This is a genomic window from Mycobacterium sp. E1747 (assembly GCF_001667775.1).
In the GTDB taxonomy this organism is placed as follows: Bacteria; Actinomycetota; Actinomycetes; order Mycobacteriales; family Mycobacteriaceae; genus Mycobacterium.
In genome coordinates, this window is sequence record NZ_LZJI01000045.1 from 12,915 (window position 1) to 35,831 (window position 22,917).

20 protein-coding genes are annotated in these 22,917 nt (G+C 64.6%); 10 read left to right on the forward strand and 10 right to left on the reverse strand.

The genetic code is table 11. The annotated features are described in order from the left end of the window. Positions 1-10: 10 nt before the first annotated feature. Positions 11-1,234 (reverse strand): cytochrome P450, encoded by a 1,224-nt coding sequence (locus A5695_RS03850; protein ID WP_068078402.1) that lies wholly within the window; start codon positions 1,232-1,234, stop codon positions 11-13. A 215-nt stretch (positions 1,235-1,449) separates the two neighbouring features. Between A5695_RS03850 and A5695_RS03855 the strand changes: the two genes are divergently transcribed. Further along, entirely contained in the window at positions 1,450-2,112 is a 663-nt protein-coding gene (locus A5695_RS03855; protein ID WP_197515351.1) for a TetR/AcrR family transcriptional regulator, read from the forward strand. Here the strand turns inward: A5695_RS03855 and A5695_RS03860 are convergent. From A5695_RS03860 to A5695_RS03875, 4 genes are all read right to left on the reverse strand, one after another. Then, a complete protein-coding gene (locus tag A5695_RS03860) occupies positions 2,107-2,835 on the reverse strand; it encodes a TetR/AcrR family transcriptional regulator (RefSeq protein ID WP_082945840.1) in 729 nt (242 codons plus the stop codon). The two genes, A5695_RS03855 and A5695_RS03860, sit on opposite strands and share 6 nt — an antisense overlap. Before the next feature lie 21 nt (positions 2,836-2,856). Then, entirely contained in the window at positions 2,857-4,389 is a 1,533-nt protein-coding gene (fadD4, locus tag A5695_RS03865; RefSeq protein ID WP_068078411.1) for a fatty-acid--CoA ligase FadD4, read from the reverse strand. Between the two features lie 282 nt (positions 4,390-4,671). After that, positions 4,672-5,712: an LLM class F420-dependent oxidoreductase gene (locus tag A5695_RS03870; protein ID WP_231974709.1), complete on the reverse strand. Its 1,041-nt coding sequence runs from the start codon at positions 5,710-5,712 to the stop codon at positions 4,672-4,674. Between the two features lie 100 nt (positions 5,713-5,812). Beyond that, positions 5,813-7,048 (reverse strand): CaiB/BaiF CoA-transferase family protein, encoded by a 1,236-nt coding sequence (locus A5695_RS03875; RefSeq protein WP_231974710.1) that lies wholly within the window; start codon positions 7,046-7,048, stop codon positions 5,813-5,815. 157 nt (positions 7,049-7,205) lie between these two features. Between A5695_RS03875 and A5695_RS03880 the strand changes: the two genes are divergently transcribed. Together A5695_RS03880 and A5695_RS03885 are read left to right on the forward strand one after the other, a co-directional pair. Further along, on the forward strand, positions 7,206-8,591 hold the full coding sequence (locus tag A5695_RS03880) for a phosphotransferase family protein (RefSeq protein ID WP_082945841.1): 1,386 nt from the start codon (positions 7,206-7,208) through the stop codon (positions 8,589-8,591). A gap of 32 nt (positions 8,592-8,623) precedes the next feature. Further along, positions 8,624-9,832, forward strand: a complete 1,209-nt coding sequence (locus tag A5695_RS03885) for a cytochrome P450 (RefSeq protein WP_068078420.1) — start codon at positions 8,624-8,626, stop codon at positions 9,830-9,832. 76 nt (positions 9,833-9,908) lie between these two features. Here the strand turns inward: A5695_RS03885 and A5695_RS03890 are convergent, their stop codons facing one another. Beyond that, positions 9,909-10,700, reverse strand: coding sequence for a FadR/GntR family transcriptional regulator (locus tag A5695_RS03890; protein WP_156749450.1), 792 nt, complete (start codon positions 10,698-10,700; stop codon positions 9,909-9,911). A gap of 508 nt (positions 10,701-11,208) precedes the next feature. On the opposite strand from A5695_RS03890, the gene A5695_RS03895 reads away from it, so the two are divergent. After that, positions 11,209-12,393, forward strand: a complete 1,185-nt coding sequence (locus A5695_RS03895) for an acyl-CoA dehydrogenase family protein (protein WP_068078426.1) — start codon at positions 11,209-11,211, stop codon at positions 12,391-12,393. 59 nt (positions 12,394-12,452) lie between these two features. Here A5695_RS03895 and A5695_RS03900 read toward each other — a convergent pair whose 3' ends face one another. After that, entirely contained in the window at positions 12,453-13,655 is a 1,203-nt protein-coding gene (locus A5695_RS03900; protein WP_068078430.1) for an amidohydrolase family protein, read from the reverse strand. A gap of 97 nt (positions 13,656-13,752) precedes the next feature. Here A5695_RS03900 and A5695_RS03905 point away from each other — a divergent pair, with 97 nt between their 5' ends. After that, positions 13,753-14,085: an acyl-CoA synthetase gene (locus A5695_RS03905; protein ID WP_068078433.1), complete on the forward strand. Its 333-nt coding sequence runs from the start codon at positions 13,753-13,755 to the stop codon at positions 14,083-14,085. Positions 14,086-14,106: 21 nt separating this feature from the next. Continuing rightward, complete coding sequence (locus A5695_RS03910; RefSeq protein WP_068078436.1) at positions 14,107-15,417, forward strand: TetR/AcrR family transcriptional regulator; 1,311 nt, start codon at positions 14,107-14,109, stop codon at positions 15,415-15,417. On the opposite strand, the gene A5695_RS03915 is transcribed toward A5695_RS03910, so the two are convergent. The 3 genes from A5695_RS03915 to A5695_RS03925 form a co-directional block, all read right to left on the reverse strand. Continuing rightward, positions 15,407-16,192 carry a FadR/GntR family transcriptional regulator gene (locus A5695_RS03915; RefSeq protein ID WP_068078438.1) on the reverse strand — a complete coding sequence of 262 codons (786 nt, stop codon included), beginning with the start codon at positions 16,190-16,192 and terminating at the stop codon, positions 15,407-15,409. The genes A5695_RS03910 and A5695_RS03915 overlap by 11 nt on opposite strands. Positions 16,193-16,291: 99 nt before the next feature. After that, positions 16,292-17,293, reverse strand: coding sequence for an LLM class flavin-dependent oxidoreductase (locus tag A5695_RS03920; RefSeq protein ID WP_068078441.1), 1,002 nt, complete (start codon positions 17,291-17,293; stop codon positions 16,292-16,294). A gap of 34 nt (positions 17,294-17,327) precedes the next feature. After that, the gene (locus A5695_RS03925) at positions 17,328-18,212 is read right to left on the reverse strand and encodes an acyl-CoA thioesterase domain-containing protein (protein WP_068078484.1); all 885 of its coding nucleotides are present in this window, start codon (positions 18,210-18,212) and stop codon (positions 17,328-17,330) included. Between the two features lie 159 nt (positions 18,213-18,371). On the opposite strand from A5695_RS03925, the gene A5695_RS03930 reads away from it, so the two are divergent. The 4 genes from A5695_RS03930 (at position 18,372) to A5695_RS03945 (ending at position 22,808) form a co-directional block, all read left to right on the forward strand. Then, a complete protein-coding gene (locus tag A5695_RS03930; RefSeq protein WP_068078444.1) occupies positions 18,372-18,569 on the forward strand; it encodes a ferredoxin in 198 nt (65 codons plus the stop codon). A gap of 81 nt (positions 18,570-18,650) precedes the next feature. Then, positions 18,651-20,981 (forward strand): acyl-CoA dehydrogenase family protein, encoded by a 2,331-nt coding sequence (locus A5695_RS03935; protein WP_068078447.1) that lies wholly within the window; start codon positions 18,651-18,653, stop codon positions 20,979-20,981. A 22-nt stretch (positions 20,982-21,003) separates the two neighbouring features. Then, the gene (locus A5695_RS03940; protein WP_068078450.1) at positions 21,004-22,509 is read left to right on the forward strand and encodes a class I adenylate-forming enzyme family protein; all 1,506 of its coding nucleotides are present in this window, start codon (positions 21,004-21,006) and stop codon (positions 22,507-22,509) included. Next, positions 22,506-22,808 (forward strand): hypothetical protein, encoded by a 303-nt coding sequence (locus A5695_RS03945; RefSeq protein ID WP_068078453.1) that lies wholly within the window; start codon positions 22,506-22,508, stop codon positions 22,806-22,808. Before A5695_RS03940 ends, A5695_RS03945 begins: the two co-directional genes overlap by 4 nt. Positions 22,809-22,917 lie beyond the last annotated feature (109 nt).

The following is a 22,917-nucleotide window of genomic DNA, read 5'->3' on the forward strand; positions in this document are numbered from 1 at the left end:
TTCTGTTCGACTATGACCACACGAGCGGCAGGCGATCCAAACCGAGAATTCCGCCGTGTTCGACGATGTCCTCGTCGGCGAGGCGATAGTGCGGGATTCGCCTGTGCCACTCCGTTATTGCGACGGCGAGCTCGCGTCTGGCGAGGTGCGATCCGAGGCAACGGTGCGGGCCCGCGCCAAAGCCGAGGTGACTGTTGTTGCCGCGGTCGATCCTGAATTCGGTTCCGTCGTCTTCCTGACCGCGAGTCGCGCTGTTGTAGATGATCGACACCATGTCGCCGGCCTTGAACTGCAAACCACCCACGGTGGTATCGACTGCTGCCTTGCGTGCGGAGATGACGATGTTGTAGGCGCGAACGAACTCCTCGACTGCGCCCGGCACCGAAGTCGGGTCCGAAACGATCACTTCGCGATCTGCGTCGTGACGCGCGAGGTGGTACATCGAATACGTCAGCGCATGGGTCACCGTGTCGAGGCCTGCCAGGAACATCAAGAGACACAGCGCCAATAGATCGGGCGCTGTGACCGGCTGACCGTCGATCTCAAAGTTCAGTGCATAGCTCAAGAGGTCCTCGCCACGCTCCGAACGTCTCGTGACGATCAGTTCCTGGAAATAGGCGACGACTTCGTCCATCGAAGTTTGGAAGATCTCATGGCCTTCAGGTGTCGTGGGGTCTCCATGCAGGATGGCTTTCTCCCATTGCATGAAGCGATCGAGTTCCGAGCCGGGCAGTCCGAAGATCTCCAAAAATATTGTGGTGGGGAACAACTGCGCGAAGTCGGTGAGGTAGTCGCACTCGCCGCGGTCGACCAACGGGTCGATGAGGTCGATCGCCCGGCCCTGGATCCGTTTGTCGAGTTTCTTGATTGCGCTGGGGGAGAAGAAGGGCGCGAGCAGCCTCCGCCATTCTGTGTGCTCCGGCGGATCCAGCATCAACGGGATCCACTTGTAGGCGGGCTCGGGATCGAAGATCGTGACCGCTTCGTTGGTGAAGCGGTCGGGACTCTGCAGGATCTCGAGAATGTCGTCGTAGCGGGTGGGCAGGTAGAAACCGCGAGGTCCGACCTCGCTTCGGATCCACCGGTGTTGCGCGCGCAGGCCGTCGTAGGTTGCGATCCACTCACCGGGTCGCCGGTTTCCCGCCGAAGGGTTGAAGTCGGCGAGTACTGGGCATCGGCTGGCGTTCGAGTCGAGCGAGGTCGAGGCCGTTCCGCTTGTTGCGGTGTTGGTCATGTGGGCTCCAATGCGGACGGCGACGGCGACGTCCCGTCCATTTGGCGAATACATTGCGGCCGGTGCATGTCGGCTCAACTGACAATAGCCGACGATTTGCGCGCCAGATCACCATATGGCCTAATCACGGGCGCTATCGCGCCAGCGCTCTCGCGGCCATTCGCATACATGAACGTCGATAACCAAGCGATAGTGGATGTCATATGCTGGCCTGTGTGGCGGCTGAGCGAACCGAAGACGCGCACAGCGAGCGGGTTCTAAAAAGTCGCCGCGAGGCGGGACCACGTGGGACGCGAGCCATCGAGGCGTTGCTCGAGGCCGCACTCGCAGAGTTCGGCGCCAGGGGTTGGCGAGACACCACCGTCGAGAATGTTCTTCGCGCTGCTGGAGTCTCCAGGGCCACGTTCTACCGATACTTCGCGGACCTACGCGACGTGCTCCATGTGTTGGCACGCCGCTACATCGATGAGGTGACTCCGATCATGGAGAAGTTGTACGCGCAAGCGTTATCCGATTCCGACTTGCGCGATACCGCCGTGGACGAGTACGTGTCGATCTACTCGCGTTATTCGGGCATCGCGCGGATATGGGCCGAGGAAGCACCACAGGATCGGACGTTGATGCTCATGGCCCGGCGCTCGTCGGAGTGGCCGCGCAGGAGCTTTCGGGCGACGTTTCCGGCGCATGCCGAGCTCGACGCCGACGCGACATTTCTAGTGATCTACGCCCTTACCGACCGGTTTCCCTATCACGCGTTCGGCACTGGTTCACCGCGTCAGGGTGTCGTCGATCGGGATGCCGTCGCCGCGACGATCAAGGTGATGCTGGATGGTGTCGCGCGCGCGCATCAACTGCTCGCCTCTCGTGAATCGTCATAGAGTGGTGGAGGTTTCGATTTCGAGGCCGGCGCGCAACTGCTCCGCGGTGGTCGCCGGAAACAGTGTGCACTGAACGCCGGCCGTCAGTGCGTCGACCATCGCCGATGCCCTGGTGGGAGTGGTGGCTGCGAACTCTCCGATCCGTTCGATGGAAGACAGAACGGCCAGTGTCACCGAGGGCAGATTCGTCGAGACCGGGACATGTGGTCCGGTGCCGGGCGGTGCCCGCCGAAGGGTGGCGTCGGTGAACCGTTGCACGAGCACGCTCGTCGGGGCGAGGGGCTCCGGGCGATCAGGGACCAGTTCGGTCCACAGCAGGAACAAGGCGGAGTACTCCGAATACAGTTCAACGAACTCCCCCAACCACCACCGGAGGTTGGCGACCCCGTAATCGGATGGGCCTAGCGGGCCGATCCTGGCGACGAGTCGCGAGAGAGTGGTCTCCAGTGAACAGGCCAGTTCGATGACGATCGCGTCCTTGTTCGCGAAGTACGAGTACGCAGTCGCCCGTCCGACACCGGCACGAGACGCTACGGCGTCGATGGAGTATCCGGCCAGTCCGTCCTCGGCGAGGACGTCCAATGTCGCGCGCAGAAGCCGGCGGCGAGTGCGCAATCCGCGCGCACCGAGCGCGCCTGCGTTGTCGCCCCTCGACCGATGGCGCGTCGAATCCCGATCGGGCCGGGCACCGCTGGCCGCATCCGAGATCATGAATCTCCCCATCGTGCCATGCCGGGCCGGAATCTACTCCGACGCCGGCCGTGAGTACTTCTGCACCAGTTCGCCCTTGAACAGCTTTCCGGTGTCGCTGCGGGGCAACCGTACTTCGAACGATATCGACCGCGGGCACTTGTAGCCGGCCAGGCGCTCACGAAGCCAGCACAGGAGCTCTTCGGCGACGTCGGTGTTCGCATCCGCGGGGTCCACCATCTGAAGCACGGCCTTGACCGACTGGCCCATCTCGTCGTCAGTAACGCCGAAGACAGCGGCGTCGAGCACTTTGGGATGGCTGATCAGCAGATCCTCGGCCTCCTGCGGATAAATGTTGACCCCTCCGCTGATGATCACGTGATGCTGGCGGTCGGTGAGATAGAGGTATCCACAGGCATCGAGGTATCCGATGTCGCCGACCGTGCACCAGCCGCGTGAATTCCTGGCTTGCGCCGTCTTGGCTTCGTCGTTGAGGTACTCGAAGAATCGGCCGCCTTCGTAGTAGATCGTGCCGGGGGTGCCCGGCGGAACCTCCGCGCCTTCGTCATCGAGGACGTGAGGAGTGCCGACCAACGGCTTGCCGACCGAGCCGGGGTGGCTCAACCACTCCGCGGCGGTGATGAAGGACACCCCGATGGCCTCCGAGGCGGCGTAATACTCGTCGATTATCGGCCCCCACCAGTCGATCATTCGTCGCTTGATATCGATGGGGCACGGGGCCGCCGCGTGCACGACGCGTCGCAGGCTCGACACGTCGTACGCGGTGCGAATGTCCTCGGGTAGCTTCAACATGCGGACGAACATGGCGGGAACGAACTGGGCGTGCGTGATGCGATATCGCTCGATGCTTTGGAGCGCCTCCTCGGCGTCGAACTTCTCCATCACGACGACGGTCCCACCCAGGGCTTGTACCGACATCGACCACATGGACGGTGCCGTGTGATACAGCGGGGCGGGACTGAGATAGACGGCCTGGCCGGTGATCCCCATAGCGGAGAGCAGCGGAGTGAGCATGGCGGGGCACTCGGCCGGCGAGGCGTTCGGCAGATCCCGGCGAATGCCCTTCGGGCGACCGGTGGTACCCGACGAGTACTGGAGTAGATCGCCTTCGCGCTCGTCGTTGATCGGCGTAATCGGCTCGCCGGACGCGCATTCCGGATAGCGAGCCCAGCCGGTGAGGTCGGAGTCGGCTATCAGAAGAATCTCGGGCAGACCGCGCGGGAGGTGTCGGGCGAGGTTTTCGCAGACTTCTCGGGTCGCTGATGATCCGATGAGGGCCTTGGCTGCGCTGTTGTCAACGATGTAGGCCGCTTCGCGCGCCGTCAGATGGGTGTTGATCAAGGCGTAGTAGAGGCCGCACCGGCGTGCCGCCCACATCACGACGTGGATGTGGGCGTTGTTCTCCATGATCGCGGCGACGGTGTCGCCCTCTCGGAGACCGGCTCGCCGGAAGTAGTGGGCGAGCTGATTGGCACGCGCCTCCAACTCCGCGAAGCTGACCACCGCGCCGGACGGGTGCATGATGACGGCCGGTGCGGAAGAATTCGCGTGCGCACGTATCTGCAATGTGCCTTTCCTTCCTGGTGATTTGGCCGCCGCGAGTTGATCTCGACGGAACCCCGTTCAGGGGTGAGCGCGAAGTGTGCGGTGCGTCGACCTCACCGTCGTCGGCATCAGGTTGTCGGTCGAACCCGGCTTGCGCATCGACAGCCTCTTCGGTCGAACGTCCGTCTGTGCATAAGTGATGCCATGCGCGACAAAAAGTTCAATCACTGGGCACCTGAGAGCAGCAGACAGGAATCAAAGATGACGTCATGCGGTCGTCGAGGATTCTGCAACCGTCTACCCTCACTCGAAGCCCAGGTGATCCCGACCGGCCGATGCGAGCAGTCGAAGCTGATGGTCGAGGTCTTCCGCCGCGCTTGCGGTCGGCAGCAGCAGCAAGGTATCGACACCGGCACCCGCGTACGCATTGAGGCGTTCCCGTACTCGTCCGACGGGCCCACACAGGCACGTACTGTCGATCATCTCGGGCGTCAGAGCACGGGCCGCCTCGGACTTCCGGCCCGAGAGGAACAACTCCTGAATTCGACGAGCCTCGTTGGCAAAACCATACTGAGCCATGAGCTTCGCGTAGAAGTTCTTTTCCAGGGCACCCATGCCTCCGACGTACAGAGACAAGATGGGTCGCATCGCGTCGCGGGCGCGGTCGACATCTTCGTCGATGCGGAACGGAACCTGTGGACACACCTTGACTGACGTCGGATCCCGGCCAGCCGACCGTACCCCCTCGATCAGGGGCGCACGAAGTGCATCGACGTGTTCGGGTGAGAAGAAGGTAGGCATCCACCCGTCGGCGATCTCGCCCGCCAGTGCGACGTTCCGAGGACCAATAGCGGCCAGCAGTATGGGAATTCGGGACTGAACCGTTGCGATGGTGAGTTTCAACGGCTTGCCCGGTCCGTCAGGTAACGGGAGATCGATAGTATCGCCGTGGTACTCGACCCGGTGTCGCGCCAAGGTCATTCGTAGTACGTCGACGTACTCGCGAGTTCTGGTCAAGGGTGATCCGTATCGGACTCCGTACCAGCCCTCGGACACTTGAGGGCCGGATAGACCGAGGCCCAGACTGAAGCGACCGTCGGACAGAGTGTCCAGGGTCGCCGCACTCATCGCCGTCATGGTCGGGGGCCTACCGGGGATCTGCATAATCGAGGAACCGAGCTTGATTCGCTTGGTCTGCGCCGCAAGCCATGCCAGCACGCTGACCGCATCGGAACCGTATCCCTCGGCGACCCACAATGAGTCGAAGCCCAACTGCTCGGCTGCCACAGCCAACGTTGCCTGGTCGTCTTTCGTGAATCCCAGGCCCCAGTACGCAAGGGCCACACCGATTCTCATGGGGTCATCGGCTCGGGCCGATGGCCGATCAACCTTCTCTATCACCGTCGCGCGACGTTTCCCTCGTGTGGGGACGAGCTTGGATGGCTCATGTCACCGCCCCGTCGATCTTGAGCTGCAGGATCTGCTCCTCGTCCAACCCCAGTTCGCGCAATACGTCATCGGTGTGTTCGGCGAAGGCCGGCGCCCTGGTGAGGTTGATGGCGGACTCGTCGAACTGCACGGGGTTAACCACCAGCTCTTGAGTGTGACCGTCCGCGTCCACGACTTCGGCGATCATCCCGTTCGCACGCAGCGATGCATCCTGGCCGACCTCCCAGGCGTTCTGCACCGCAGCCCACTGGCCGGCGCCCTGCGACAGGGTAGTAACCCAGTACTCGTAGTCGTGCCCGGCGAAAAGGTCCGCGACGATGTCGGCAGCGGCTGGCGCATTGGCCATGAGATTCTCGACGGTATAGAAGCGCTCGTCGTCGCAGAGATCGGGACGACCGGCAAGCTTGCAGAACTCCGGCCAATAACGTCCGGGTTGAAGCATCGCCAGTTCGATCCACCGGTCGTCGGCGGTGCGATAAGGGCCGATGAGCGGGTTGGTCGCGGAGCCGTGCTTGGGCAACGTGGCGGCGGGCAGGGGTGCCCCGTTCATCAACGCGAGGTTGACCGAGAACTGGGTGGCCCAGGCTCCCACGCCGAGCAACGAGACGTCGACGATGGACGGCTCACCGGTGACGGCCCGCGAGTACAGTGCCGCTGCGATGCCGCCGGCGATCGTCATCCCGCCGAGCGAGTCGCCGTACGCGCCTGCCGGCATGCGTGCCATGCTGTCGGCGCCCGGCGGGGTCACTCCGGCAGCCGAACCCGCTCGGGCCCAGAACGCGGTGCTGTCGAACCCGCCCTTGTCCGCCTCCGGTCCGCGCTGGCCGAAACCGCTCCCGCGCACATACACGATGTTCGGATTGATCGCACGAATGTCATCGACCTCGATGCCGAGGTGGCGACGAACCGCAGGTAGGTAGTTGGTGAGAAAGACGTCGCTCTTCGCTACCAGTTGCTCCAACACTGGCCGGCAAGCCGGATTGTCGAGCGCCAGCCCGATACTGCGCTTGCCCCGGTTCGGGCCCTCCATGATCGGAAAGAACGAGGAGTCCTTTTTGGCCGTCTCCAAGCCGAGCAGCCTTACGAGCCCTCGCTGCGCGTCTCCGCGCTCGGCATGTTCGACCTTGACCACCTCAGCCCCCCAGTCCGCCAACACCGCGCCCGCCGCTGGAACGAAGGTGTACTGGGCGACTTCCAGGACGCGAACACCTGCCATGGGTCGTTGCGACATCGGGCTCTCCTATTGTGCTGAGATGGCGGTCACCGGGCGGCCTTGATGCGAGACGCATCACATGGGTAACCTAGTATACGACGATAGGCCTCAGACTTGTGCCGGCAGGCTCGACGATAATCAGCTCGGCCAATCGCACAACATCGAAGGGTAGGAAGTGACCGAGACCGCGACAATGCCCGAAACCGTTGGCGCGTGGTTGAAGTCGATCACCGGTGCAGCGGCGATCGCAGCGCAGCGGCGGCCGGGTGGCGGCCGCCGCGAAGCCTGGCTGGTCGACGCGCACATGCCGGACGGCTCGACGCAGGAATTGTTCATGCGGCTGGATCGCAGCGATCCCGTCCAGTCGGGCGATCCGTTCACCCTCGAGCGCGAAGCGCGGTTTTACGCGGCGTTGCAGCACACCGACGTGCCGGTTCCACGGCTGGTGGGCTCGCATCCGGACATGCAGGCAATCCTCACTGAACGGGTCGAGGGTGAGCCGTGGTTTTCCCGGTTGACCGACGAGACCGCGCGCGTCGCCGTCGCCAGCGAGTTCATGTCAAAGCTCGCCGCATTGCACAGCGTGGACATCGGGCGGGTTGAGCTCGACGAGCCACGGGGCAGTATGCGGGAGTGTGTGGAGGCCGACATCGCCAGGTGGGAGCGGCTGTACCGCTTCGGCGACGCACCCAAAAATCCGACCATCGAGTTCGCGCTGCGATGGCTCACCTCCCACATCCCGGATACCTGTGACATAGCTCCGGTCATCGTCCAAGGGGACACCGGACCCGGTAACTTCCTCTACGCCGACGGACGCGTCACTGCGGTGCTGGACTGGGAGTTGGCGCATTTCGGCGATCCAATGGCCGACCTCGGATGGCTGGCGCTGCGTGCCGTTCAGGAACCGTTCACCGATCTCGCCGAGCGCTTCGGCGACTACGAGCGCGCGACCGGCCAGTCGGTCGATCTTGCTCGCGTGCGCTACTACCGGATCTTTGCCGAGCTGAAGGTAGTCATTCTCGGTTATCGCCGGACCATCGACGTGGACCTGCTCAGCGAAGTCGGTAACACCCTGGGATATGAGGCGCTGCACGGCCGTCTGCTCGCTGACGCTCTGGCCGAGGAGTGTGGCGCCGAGCCGGTCCTGCCCGCACCACCGGAGATCGCCCCTGGCGGCGACGACTGGCTGTTCGAGGTGGCGCTTGCGCAATTGAAGGACATCATCGTTCCCGGCAGCAAAGACGCGTTCGTGGCACTGCGCGCGAAGGGCCTGGCGCGGATCATCAAGTATCTGCGTGAGTCCGATAGGCTTCGTGACTGGCGCAGCACGTGTGAACTCGATGCCGCGGAGTCGATCCTCGGCTACCGTCCGCCGACGAATGTGGAAGCGGCGCAACGGGTTGCGGAGATGATCGATGAACATGCCATCGGCGACCCACGATTCGTTGAGTACCTCTGGGTTTGCGCGCACGTCTTCCAAGAATTACTCAGGCCCTCGATGGGCGTTCTCGCCCAGCGCCGATTCGACCCCCTGCCTGACGAATCCGTCACCGTCCACTGACACATCGCACGAACAACTCACCGAGGAGCAGCATGTCCACGCCCAACGACACGACCGCCGACGACTACACCTTCCTAAGGCCCGGTAAGGATCCGGTGTGTTCGAACTTCGCGCGGATGGACCGGCTTCAGGCCGAGCACCGTCCTTATCTTCGGGCCGAGGAGCCGACGAACAGCTACTGGGTGATGACCGATCACGACGCCATTCTCGAAGGATTTCAGAAGCCCGAGCTGTTCTCGAGCACCGTGATGGTTCCGATCGAGCCGAACCCTCTCTACAAGTGGATTCCGGTCATGCTCGACCCGCCCGAGCACAATCGTTGGCGTCACCTGCTCGGTCTGTACTTCTCGCCGGGTCGTGTCAAACAGGCCGCCGACGAACAGCGCAAGTTCGCAATCGAACTCATCGAAGGTTTCCGCGCCTCGGGGTCATGCGATTTCTACAACGACTTCGCCGCGGTATACCCGACTACGATCTTCCTACAGATCATGGGTCTTCCGGTCGACAAGCTGCCCGACTTCATGGTCTGGGAGCACAAGATCCTGCACGCCGATCCGGCGACCGACCCCGACTTGGCGCAGCAGTTCGGGGCGATGATGGAGGTCGTCGGGTACTTCTCCGGATTGATCAACGAGCGACGCAACGACCCGAGTACCCGTGGCGACGACCTCGTGAGCCACGCGATCGACTGGGAGATCGACGGACAGCCGCCCACCGACGAGGACATCTTGTCGTGCATGCTGCTGCTGTTCATGGCGGGATTGGACACCGTGGCCTCCCAACTGTGCTACACGTTCTGGCACCTCGCTACCCACCCCGCCGATCGGCAGCGCATCGTCGCCGATCCGACGATCCTGCCAGTAGCCATCGAGGAGTTCCTCCGCGCCTATCCGATAGTCCAGTCGGCGCGAAAAGCCACGCAGGACATCGATTTTCACGGATGTCCGATCAAGAAGGGGGACATGGTGGCGTTGCCACTCGCCATGGCGAACCGCGACCCGAAGGTCTTCGAACGCGGCGGCCAGGTGGACCTCGACGCTCCACGGCCGCGCCACATCAGCTTCGGCGCCGGCCCGCACCGTTGTCTGGGATCGCACCTGGCGCGTCAAGAGATGTTGATCGTGTTGGAGGAATGGCACCGGCTGATTCCCGAATACGGACTCGCCGATGACACCGTCGCCGTCGAACACATTGGCGGCGTCTACGGTATCGATCGACTGCCGCTCCGGTGGCCGGTGTAGCGCTTAAGCGGACGCTCCTCTGCGCAACGGCGCGGACGCGGACAGCGTGTCGCCCCACGGGGGAACGCGGCAGCGGTCAATGAAGCAGATCGACAACCCGTGCCTTCTCGTGCCCTTTGAGCAGGCTGGCAGCCGAGTTCTCCATGTGCCGCCGCCAGTGCTTCTCGGCCTCTGCGCCGTCGCTTGCAGCGACGAGTTGTGTCAGCCGACGGTAGGAGCGCAGGAGGCGGTCGAACTGCGTCGGGGTCATCGGACGCCGGTCGTCTTGTAGCACGGCCACGGTGTGACGGGTTGCGATCTCGTGGAGCATCCCTGCGATCAGGCTGAGGGTCGCGTTGCCGGACAGCTCGACCAGACGCCGGTGGAGGTGACCCGACGCGGAGCCTAATCGCCCCGAATGCCATTCTTCGGGTACGGATTCGACGATGTCGTGTAGCTCCGACTTTGCGGCGATGGTTCCGCTGTCGGCGAGAAGCCCCGCGGCCAGCGGTTCGATCGAGATTCGCGCCGCCATGACGTCGGACAGAGTGGCGCCGGAGAGCTCGAGTAACAGTGCCGCTGGCCTGGCGACCGCCTCGGGGCCCGGCACGCGGATCCGAGCACCCGTGCGTGAACCGCGTCGCACCTCGACGAGCCCTTCGGACTCAAGCACTCGGACCGCCTCGCGCAGTGTCGGCCGACTCACGTGGAAGTGCTCCATGAGCTCTGCCTCCTGCGGCAGGTAGTCACCCTCCTCGAGTTGGCGCAGCACGATCATTCGACGAAGGGTCGCCGCAACGAGTTCCGCCGTTTTCGGCGATCTGACACCGCCGCGCCTGGTCAGCAGCATGGATTCGATCATCGGGGCCAACGGTGACCGTTCAGGCAACGGAGTGCTCCTATGATCGAGACCTATACCTTCGAAGTTTACCAAGTAAACCGCGTATACGATCTAATGGTCAGCATGATGGACGACTTCGGACGAGCGCCCGTGGGCCAGCGGGGAACAGGTGCGTCGCCCGAATCGGGGGCCCAGCGAAGTACGCTCCACTCCACCCAATCGACGTATGTGCTATCAGGGCGGTCACGGTGGAACCGGTTGGAGCGAATACTTGCTATCCTGCGGCGCGCCGCAATCGAGGCCAATGCGATAACCCCGGTGGCAGCGATATCAAGAACGCGCCCAGGAGTGGACTATCGGGGATAGTCACCGGCTGGACGGTGGCGACCCCAGTCATCGTGCCGTAGTGCCGTTGACGCTGCGCACAACCTGCTGAGGATCGCCCGCCGCCGCGGCCGTCGGGATATCGACTTGACGCGAAGACGTCTGTAACCTAGTAAGCGATGTGCGGCGCGGAGCGCCTACTTTCGGTGGTCTAGAACCTGGGAGCGAGACATTGAACGTGGCGACGGATGCCGAGCTGGACGCCTTCCGTCTGGAGGTCCGGCAATTCATCGCACGGCACGCGCCTGCGATCCCACCGCGGGCGGGTGTGCGTAGCGCGGAGAACGAGCAGGAGCTCGCTGCCCTCAGTGCCTGGACCGGGCGACTCTACGACGCGGGCTACGCCGGAATCGACTGGCCCCAAGAGTGGGGCGGGCGTCCCGACCGGGGCCCACTGCACGCCCTGATCGTCGGCGAAGAGCTGGCCCGCGCGCAGGCGCCGGCCGTGCAGGGCGCGGGATCCCTGGTCGCGCACGCACTGATTGCGTACGGCACCGACGAGCAGCGTCAGCGGTATCTGCCGGGGATCCGGTCCGGCGCCGACGTGTGGTGTCAGCTCTTCAGTGAACCGGAGGCGGGTAGCGACCTAGCGTCGTTGCGCACCAAGGCCGTACGCGACGGCAACAGGTACATCGTCAACGGTCAGAAGGTCTGGACCACTGACGGGCATTGGGCGCGCTACGGGTATCTGCTTGCGCGCACCGATGCCGACGTCGCCAAGCACAAGGGCATCACCGCGTTCCTGTTCGACATGTCGCTGCCCGGCGTCCAAGTCCGCCCTTTGCGCGAGATCACCGGCACGTCGGACTTCAACGAGGTGTACTTCGATGACGTGGCCGTGCCCGCCGACGCGGTACTCGGAGACCCGGGCGCGGGTTGGAAGATCGCGAACGGGAGCCTCGCGCACGAGCGCACCAGCGTCAGCGCGGTGGTGGTCAAATTGCAGGCGGGAATCGACGCGCTGATCGACCTTTCGCGCACCGCGCTGATCGACGGGGCTCCGGCCATTGAGCGGGACTGGGTTCGTGACCGCATCGGCAAGCTCACCGCGGACGTCGCCGCATTGTCGGCGCTCACGCGCGCCAATGTGGACCGGTGGTTGACTGGCGTGGAGCGGCCTCACGATGCTGCGATGGCGAAGTTGATGTTCAGTGAGATCAATCTGGAGATCGCCTCATTTGCTCTCGATCTCGCCGGCGAAGCGGGCGTGCTTGTCCACGACGACCCCGACGCTCTCGCCGATGGACGGTGGCAGGACGAGTGGTTGTACTCCCGTGCCTTCACGATCGCGGGCGGAACCTCCGAGATCATGCGCACCCTGATCGCCGAACGAGGACTCGCCCTGCCGCGGGCCTAAATGATCAAACGACGTTGGCTGTCGAGCCCAAGTCCAGGCTCGACAGCCAACGGTCGCGGCTAGCTGGCGGCAGAGGTTGCCGTTGCACCCGCCCGCGGGAAGTTCAGCATCCGGCGTGCGTTGTCCTCCACGATCAGCGCGCATTCCTCGTCAGGGACTTCGGCGAGAACCTCGGCCGCACGCTTGCGCGAGTTCGGCCAGTTTGAATCCGAATGCGGAAAGTCGATCTCCAACGTTATCCGGTCCACCCCAACGGTGTGACGATTGGCCAACCCGTGCTCGTCGTCGATGAAGCAACCCCAGAAGTGCTTGCGGAACAAATCAGAGGGCCGCGTCTCGAAGTCGATCGGCTGGTAGTAGCGATGCCGCTCCCACACGTAGTCGGTTCGCTCGAGGATGTAGGGCACCCAGCCGATTCCTCCCTCCGCCAATGAGAACTGCAGTTCGGGGAACTTCTGTAGCTTGCCGGAGAACAACAGGTCGACGGTGGTCCACATCAGGTTGGTGGAGAACAACGCGATGGCCACCGCGAACGGCGCGTCTGGCACTGCGATCTGGCCGGCGTTGACTGCTGGCGGCAGCGACGAGAACGAGAAGCCCGGTACGTACCCACCCGATCCAAAATGCAGTGACACCGGCATTTTGGCATCCGAGCAGACCCGCCACAAGGCGTCCCAATGATCGGAGTGAAACGACGGCAAGCCCAGCGGTACCGGACTGTCCGGGAAGCTGACCGTGCGGGCGCCCTTTGCCGCGACCCGCTCGGCTTCCGCCACGGTGGCGTCGATGTCCCAAACCGGCAGGATCGCCAACGGCACGTAGCGATCGGGCGCCGTTGGGCACCATTCGTCGATGTAGAAGTCGTTCCACGCCTTGACGCACTGAAGCGCCAGTTCCTTGTCTTTGGCCCTGACGAACGTGCCCCCGCCGAAACCGGGAAACGACGGAAAGCACAACGCCGCCTGCACCCCGTCAAGGTCCATGTCGGCCACGCGCGCGACCGGGTCGTAGCAGCCGGGGATCATGTCCTCGTAACGGACGGGATCCATTCCCCACTCCTCGCGTGGCTTGCCCGCCACGGCGTTGAGGCCAATGGTCGGGAACACTTCACCCTCATACATCCACAGGTGTTTGCCGTCCTGCTCGATGATCCGCGGTCCCGCCTCCTTGAACTTCTCGGGCAACCGGTCCTGCCACACCCGCGGGTGTTCGACCAGGTGGTCATCGACCGAGATGATCTGATGGTGATCCTGAAGAGGCACTTCAACTCCTATTTCTGACGCCAAGTCTTAATTTCTGACGGTCTGTCTCATAGCGTATATGCTTGGCGTAGCATCGGTCCAGCTTCTGGAGGAAAGAATGTCGAGCGAAGCTACCGGCCCCGGCCACACGCGCGGGCGCCTGGATGAAGACGACCACGATCTGCTCACGTTCACCGAAGCGGGCGAACGTCTCCGTGGGGAGATCGCCGCGGCAAGGGCACGGGTAGCCGAGTTGGAGGCGGTCGGCGGTGATGATCTGCTCCGAGCTCAAGCGCGTCTGACGGATCTCTCCAGGGCGGCGATGCGCAATCAGGCGGGCCGCATCAACGACGCCAACTTCGAGAGGTTCTTCGGCTACCCCGGCAAAGCCCGACGCAATGTCACCAATCGCGATGAAGAGCTAGGTTCGGCCGATGGCACGTCTGCCTGACAGAGCTGCGGGTGACCGCCGGTGAACCAGTCGCCGCTGCAGTCGCGCCGCGAGGGCTATGCGCCGGACAGCTACGCCATCGGCCGCAAGGGCATGGGTACGCGCCAGAAGATCATCCGGCGTGCCAACGACTTGTTTGTCCTACACGGGTATCACGGCACCTCGATCGAGGCCATCGCCAAGGCGGCAGGCGGATCGCGGGCGACCGTGTATCAGTACTTCGAGGACAAGGACGACATCAGGCTGGCCCTGGTGCGGGAGTGCGAATACGACCTCCTACAGCACGCTGAACGCCTCAACGGGTTAGGACCCGACGAGTCCGGACTGGGCGTTCTCACCGGTTGGCTGCGCGAACTCGCCGAACTCTACGACCGGCACACGGCGGTGTTCCTTGAGTTCCCGGCCATCGGTTTCGACCAGGGGATGCCCGCATCCCACGCCGCCGACGTGTCGGTGCGATACCTCGCCACGATCACCGGCGCGCTTGGGAAGGCCGGCGTCCCGGAGCCCGAATCGGCCGCGCTGGCCCTGCTGCGAATTGCTCACATGGTTAACGTCTATCGGTCGCGCAACATGTTCGGGCTCGGTTCGGCCGAGGACGTGACCCGTTCGCTTGCCGTGGCGATGCAGCTGATGCTGTTCCCCGAGACGCCGATAGCGGCATCGGAACCTCTAGCGGCCCGGCCCCTCGACGAGATCGATTCGTCGGGCAGCGCCGCCGACCCGAGCATGATCGACGTCTCGCCCACTCGCCAGGACATGCTCTCTGCAGCATCGAAGTTGTTCGCTCAGCACGGTTATCACAACGTGTCGATGGAGGACATCGCGACGAGTGCCGAGATCAGCCGCGCAACCGCGTACCGCCATTTCAACTCGAAACTCGCGGTGCTCGCCGAGCTGACGGACTGGTCGGTAGTCGAGGGCAACCGGCTCGCGCGCGAACTACTCGAAATGGGCAGTGCGGGTGCACAACGAGATCAGTTGCACGGTTGGCTTGCACACTACGCCAGATTCCACCGCAACTACGGCGGAGTGATACGGGCGTGGTACGACGGTGACGCGGCGCGCAAACTGCCCGGCGATCCGGTCGGTCGCGGCCAGAAGCCGTTCCACGACGCGGCGATGTCGGTCGTTTCGCACGTCCGACTTCCGGACGGTCTCACCGCAGACGTTGCGGCCGCGGTGTTCCTCGCCGTTCTCGGCCGGTTGAGCGAGACCGCGATTTCGCGACACCCGGGCGTCAGTGACTACGGGATCGCGACATTCATGCTGACCGTGCTCGGGCGTGCCCTGTTCGGAAGGACTTGGACGGAGCCACCGCTCAGTCCATGATGTCGCGGACCATCGTTCGCTCGTGTCCGCGCAGCAGCTCAGCCGCCGCGTTCTGCATGTGGCGGCGCCAGTGAGCCTCGGCCTTATCTCCGGCCCTGTCGTCCACGAGATCGGCCAGATGCGTGTAGGACCGAAACATCTTGTTGTAGGCGGCGTCCGGCACGACGTTCTTCTGTACCAGAATGGCGGATCGAGTATGGCGTTCGGTGATCTCGTGCAGCATTCCCGCGATCATCGCGAGGGTGGCGTTGCCCGATAGCTCGACCATCCGCAGGTGGAACTTGGCGGTCGCACTCGCGAAATCTCCGTTCTCCCGCGCGACCGGAATGGCATTAACCATGGAGCGCAGTTCCTTCCGCACGCGCTGCGTTGCGGATTCTGCGAGGTAGCGTGCCGACAAGGGCTCGATGCCCATGCGTGCATTCATCACGTCCGCGAGCGTGGCGCCCGAGAGTTCGAGCACCAGCGACGCGGGCCGTGCCACGATCTCCGGGCCGGGAACACACACGCGCGCACCGGTTCGTGAACCGCGCCGGATCTCGACCAGACGCTCGGACTCTAGAACGCGGATCGCCTCGCGCAGCGTGGGTCGGCTGACCTTGAAGTGCGCCATCAATTCGGCTTCGTACGGAAGGTAGTCACCGTCCTTGAGCTGTCCATCCACGATCATTCGTCGAAGTGCGCGCGAGACGATCTCTGAGGCCTTGGGAGCCCGCACTGCGCCCAACGGCGATTCGGGGATGGTGACCGTGGTGAGCGAAGCTTGGCGGGTCAACCGAGTGTCTCCTCGCGAGCTGAGCTGATGCGTACAATTCAGTAAACCACGTAAACCACGTAGACCACGAGATCCTCGGTGGTCGTCCTCCGTTAAGGCCTAGGCCTGCAGGTTGTCGAGGGCGAACGCAGTTGCCGAAGCGTCGTATTCGGCTCGGCGGCGACGTCCCACGAGGAAGCTCGGGGTCGCCAGAAACGCCGTGTGCGGAAGGCGCTTGCGCGCCGCGATCATCGCACGGGCCTGGTCGGAGTCGCCGCATACTGCTATCGACCAGAGCATCTCATCGCTGACGAAGTCTGCGATGCGGTCGGCTTTGCCGGTGCGGAACGCGTTGCGGATTGCCGCCACCTCATCCTGCCAGCCGTGAAGGTTGACGAGCGAGTCGTATGTTCGCACGGTGAGGTAGAAGGCGATCTGTTGTCGCGCGTCGCGGTTGGCCCGCTGGGGATCCTCGTCGTCGATCGCGGTGATGACCCATCCCCAACGGCGGACGTTCGAGGCGTCTCGGCCCGCGGCGTCGGCGCCGCGCGCGACTTCCGGGTCCACCACCTCATTCCACCAGCGATCAGTGAAGATCCCGTGTCCCAGTACGCCGTCGGCCGTCTGCCCGACGACACGCAGCATGCCCTTGTTGAACGCCCCGATGAGGATGGGGATGTCGAGCCGACCGTGCACCGGCGCCATGATGTTGGCTTTGATGCGGTAGAAATCACCTTCGTACTCGATGGTTTCACCGTTCTCCGCGTGCAGGAACGCACGTATCGTCTCGACGAGTTCGCCCATCCGCGCGGCGGGTTTGCTTGAGTCGACGCCGAACCAGTCGAGGTTCATCCGCGCCGTTCCCGCCCCCAGGCCGAGGAAGACCCGGCCGGGTGCGATGCGGTCGAGATGACGGACAGCGGACGCGTGCACGAACGGCGAACGGGCGAAGGCGTAGGCGATCCCCGGGCCGACCATCGCGTTGGTGGTGGACGCGGCCATCTCCGCGCAGGTGACGTACGCGTTCTGGTCGCTGAACTCACCAGCGCAGAACGCCGTGGCCCCAGCGGCCTCGGACTGGGCCGCCTGTGCGGCGCCCGGCCAAGGCAGTCCCCAGCTCATCTTCGATCCTCCAGTAACCACAAACGTAATATACCTAGTTAGCTACGTCGAACAAACCCCGGTCCGTTGCCGGCTGACGCGGTACCCCGTACCCCGTCAGCGTCCCGAACAGCTCGGGACGGCTGCCTTCGTTGGATGCGTAGGCCGTGGCCACTGCCGTTTGCCTCCCGATGCGCTGGATGTCTGCGGCGTAGTGCGTTACCGCAGAGCCGCGCAGGGGCCGCAGGAAGTTCACCCGCACTGAACCCAGCTGCATCGGTGTACCCGCCTGCGCGTCGACGGCGGCGGCCGCGGCCAGGATGAGGCAGGCTGAAGACACACCCCCGTTGACGACGCCGAGCGAGTTCACGAGTACCGGATCGTGTCGTTGAACGAGGGTGGGTGTTGCGAAGCCGGGCGAAGAATCCACCTTCGTCGCCGAGAGCAACTCGGCCAACGTGGTTTCGTCGGATCGGATGAGCGATTCCTTCGGAGGGGTGAGATCTGCCACCGCGTCGACGAAGAAGGACCTGACCGTGGCGACACCGATGTCGCGGCCGGCGCACGTCAGCGTGCACACGGCCAGCGAAGTCGCGCCACGCGCACCGATCGTGCGGCCGGCCGCGATCACGGGGGGCGATGAGGCGCGACAGACGCGGTCGATCGCATCCGGAACGAGGTCGGCCGCCAGTTCGCTGGTGACGGTCCACTGTCCTTCGCCGCGCAGTCGGTGATTGACGAGCCCGCCGACCGTGTCGATGAGCAGCGTCAGGGCCGCGGCGGTCGGCGCGCCGTTGAGGGGGTTCACGTGTCCGGCTACGGGCATGGACATCGCAACCGTGGCTGCGTCCGGAGAGATCTCGTGGCGGATGAGGAAGCGGTCGAGAATCTCGGTCGGCGACACCGGTCTGATCTCGGGAGGACGGTCATCTTGCCTCATCAGGATCGCGCCTCCCGCTCTCATTCGCCGTCAGGTGCTTCGAGCGGGGAATCATGCGATCCGCCTTTCCACTCCGCCGAAGTCGAGGTTAACCTAGTTACTGAAGTTGCAGCGCGGCGGCACTCGCCTGTCGCGGCGGATCGGTGAAGAGGTGTTGAGATGAGGGTTCGACTCGAGCGAGATAAATGTGCCGGCCATGCGCAGTGCAACGCGGTCGCACCGGACGTGTTCCCTCTCGATGATCTCGGTTACTCGACGCTGGAGGATCATTTGGTGGCCCCAGGAGACGAGCAGGCCACCCGAGACGGAGTTGCGGCGTGCCCGGAACACGCGCTCTTCATCGATGACGACGATTGAGGCGCTTGTCAAAACGCGCCGCGACCGACAGACTGGGTATCAAAGTAAACGAAGTTAACTAGGTCGGTGAATGCTGTGACTGTGGGTGACGCGAACGGCTGGCGCGCCAGGCTCAAGTGCCTGCTCGACGAATACGGTGATAGGCGAACCCAACGGGCGGCTGCCGCGAAGGCCGAGGGCGTCAAGCTCGACCGCCTCGCCCTCGCGAAGCAGTGGCAATCCGAACTCGTCGACAACGGCCTTGCAGCGCCTGGATGGCCCAAAGCAGCCGGTGGCATGGAACTCTCGGTAGAGGATCAACTCGAGTACTACCGAATGATGACGGCGGCCGGCGCCCCTCCGCACCCGTGCACGTTGTCGTTCATTCTCGCTCCGACCCTGATTCGGCACGGTACTGCGGAGCAGCGCGAGAGGTTTCTCGAACCACTACTGCGTGCCGACGAGTTTTGGTGCCAGGGGTTCTCCGAGCCCGGTGCCGGCAGTGATCTCGCCTCGCTGTCGACTCGGGCCGTACGATCCGGCGATGTCTACCGCGTGAGCGGACAGAAAGTTTGGACGTCCATGGCCGATCGCGCAGATTGGATGTTCGCACTCGTGCGGACCGGGCCACCCGGCCGCAGCACCGAGGGCATCACGTATCTGCTCATCCCGATGAACAGCGCCGGAATCACCGTGCGGCCGCTGCGCGACATCAGCGGTGCGGCCCACTTCGCCGAGGTGTTCTTCGACGACGTCGAAGTCCCGGTCGCCAACGTGGTGGGCGAGGAAGGGCAAGGCTGGTCCATCATGCGCACCTCGCTAGGACACGAGCGCGCCACGGCGTTCCTGGCGGACGAGTTCAAGTATCGCCGCACCGTCGATCAGGTTCTTCGGCTCGTGGTCGCCCGCGGCGAGGACGGCGACGCGGTCGTCCGGCAGGACGTCGCCCGGCTGGAGTCGGACGTGCACACCATCGCGACGAACAGTGCCCGTGCGCTGTCGGCGCTGCTTCGCGGTGAGGATCCAGGGGGAGTCGGATCGGTGAATAGGCTGTTCAAGTCAGAGTTCGAGCAACGACTACACAGTCTGGCCCTGCGACTGCTCGGCCCGTACGCCGCGTTGGGGAGTAGAGCCGATTCGGCGCTGGACGGCGGCCGCTGGACCTTCGGCTACCTCATGAGCCGGGCGACCACAATCGGTGCCGGTACGGCGGAGATTCAACGCAACACCATCGCGGAATCGGTCCTCGGATTGCCATCGCACCGCGGCGAGGGTACGCGGCAGGCGGTGGTTCGGCCGGGGGCTCCGCTGGCGGTCGCCGATCCAGCAGAACAGGAGTTGCGCGAGGTCCTATCGAGGGCGCTCGAGGGGCGCGTCGACCTCGCCGACGTCTTGAAGACCGACCGCCCCCACGACGCCGTCGATCACTTGACATGGTCAGCCCTCGTCGAATTCGGTTTGCCTGCACTCGCACTCGACGAATCCGTCGGTGGAGGAGGAGCCAGCGTGCGGCTCTTGTGCGCGGCGATCGAGGAGGTGGGTGCCTCGCTGTCCGCCGTGCCCCTCGTGGCGACGGTGGCCGCCTTGCACGTGGCGGCCGAGGTCGGTGCCGAAGACATTGTCAAGCGCATCGCCGCCGGCGCCCCGGCGGCGTTCGCTGTCCCGCTCGGCAACGGCGGCTGGATTACCGATGATGCGGAGCTGCCGGTCTACGAGGGTGACCGGCTCACCGGCATCGTCCCGGTCGTATCCGGGGCCCCTGCGGCCGACGTGCTACTAGTGCTGGCACGCTCGGCGTCGACCGGCGAGCCGACGCTCGTCGCCGTGGAGTCCGGCGCCGACGGCCTTACCGTGGCGGCGCAGCAGGTACTGGACTTGACGACGACCGTGGCCACCGTTTCAGCAACGGATGTTCTGGGGCGCTGCCTCACGCCGCGCGGTGAGCTGCGGGCGGCGTTGCGCGTTGCCGCCAGATACAGTGCGCTGGCCATCGCTGCGGACGCCGTCGGCGTCGCCTCCCGCGCACTGCGGATGGCCGTCGAGTGGGCGTCGGAGCGCGAGCAGTTCAACCGTCCCATCGGCAGCTTCCAGGCGATCTCGCACAGGTGTGCCGACATGCTCGTCGAGTTGGAGAGTGCGCGAAGTCTGGTGCTCTCGGCAGCGGACGCGCCGCTCGACGACGACAGTTCACAGCTCGCTGTCGATCTGGCCGTGGCAGCGGCGATCGACGGCGCCGTCAAGACCTCGGAGTCGGCGGTGCAGATCCACGGAGGAATTGGTTTCACGTGGGAACACCCCGTGCACATAGCGTTACGGAGGGCGTTGAGCGCCTCGGCGATCGCAGGCCGGTCCGACATCCTTCGCGATCGAGCGGCGGCACACATCCTCGCGCCGCTGCAGGAGAAGCGGCTCGAACAAGCACTGGCACGCTAAGGCCCGACGACCGGAGCATCCCGTGAGCATTTCGTTGTTGTTGGAGATGGCGCAGAGCGCAGCCCTTGCGGTCAGCGGAAAGGCCGCCGTCGTCTCCGGCGAGTTGCGATTGAGCACAGCGGAACTGAGCGATCTGGCCGACGGCGGCGCCGGTGTGATAGCCGCCTCCGGCGCACAGCACGTCGCCTACGTCGGCACCGGCGGCGCGATGCTGCCCCTGCTGTTATTCGCGTCCGCGCGCGCCGCGGTACCGGTGACCCCGCTGAACTACCGCCTGTCCGCCGACGGACTGCGGACGCTGATCGGCAGGCTGCCCGAACCGCTGGTGATAGCCGACGATGAGTACCGCCAAATGATCGGCGGCGCAGGGTCGGCAACGATGAGCTCGGCGGAATTCCTTGACGCGGCCCGGATCGCCGATCCCGCCGCGGAGGTCGCCGACCCGGATGCGGTCGCGGTGGTGCTGTTTACCTCCGGCACCACCTCGGCACCGAAAGCCGTTGAGCTGAGACACAACAACCTGACGAGCTATATCATGGGCACCGTCGAGTTCGACTCCGCGGAGGCGGACGATGCGGCGCTGATCTGCGTTCCGCCGTATCACATCGCCGGCGTGTCGGCGGCTCTGTCAAACCTCTACGCGGGCCGCAAGATGGTCTACCTGACCGCCTTCGACGCCCCCGAGTGGGTCCGCCTCGTCGACCAAGAAGCCATCACCACGGCGACCGTCGTACCGACCATGCTCGACCGCATCGCAGCCGCTCTGGAAAACGCGGGCACGACGCTGCCGACCCTGCGCACACTGGCCTACGGCGGTTCCAAAGTCGCTCTGCCCCTGGTCCGCAAAGCACTCGGATTGCTGCCCGAGGTCGGCTTCGTCAACGCATACGGTCTCACCGAGACGTCCTCGACCATCGCCGTGCTGGGTCCCGAGGACCACCGCGCCGCGTTCGAGTCCGACGATGACGCCGTAGCACGCCGACTCGGCTCGGTCGGCCGACCCGTCCCCACGATCGAGGTCCAAATCCGCGCCGAAGACGGCACCGTCCTGGGACCCGACGAACCGGGTGAACTGTACGTGCGGGGCGAGCAGGTGTCGGGCCGCTACACCGGCATCGGGTCGGTGCTCGACGCCGACGGCTGGTTCCCGACCAAGGACGTCGCCCACCTCGACGCCGACGGCTATCTGTTCATCGGCGGCCGCTCGGATGACACCATCATCCGCGGCGGGGAGAATATCGCCCCCGCCGAGATCGAGAACGTCCTCGTCGAGCATCCGGAGGTACGCGAGGTCGCTGTCGTCGGCGCCGACGACCCGCAGTGGGGACAAATCATCGTCGCCGTCGTCGTCCCCGCCGAAGGGACCAGCCCCGACATCGAGGACCTGCGCGGGTTCGTCCGCGGACAGCTGCGCGGGTCGCGCACCCCCGATCGCGTGGTGTTCCGCGCTGAGCTGCCCACCAACGCGACGGGCAAGGTGCTACGCCGCGAACTCGTCAACGAACTGAATGAGAAGGAATTGGCATGATCAAGAACGGCACCCGCCTGCAGAGTCAGGTCTGCGACACCCAGGTCATCGTCGTGCGCAGCGCCGAGTCCCTCGATGACCTCCGCGCCGGCGGCGCCCCGATGATCCCCATCGGGGCCGAGGTCGACGCCAACCTGATCCTTGACGATGCGCACTCCGAAGGCACCGTGATGGGCAAGCGCTACGTCGACGACACAGGCGCCGAGGTCCTGGTGACCCGGGCGGGCAACGGCTCCCTGTCGGTGGGCACCACGCCGCTGAGGATCAAGGAAGCCAAGCCGCTGCCGGCCAGTGACTGATCAGTCCCGCATCGCGTCGCCGATTTCAACTACCGAAAGAACATCGTTCAACAGGACGGGTCGCCCGCGGACTACGAGGGTACGTCAACGGCGAGGTGCTGCGCCTGGA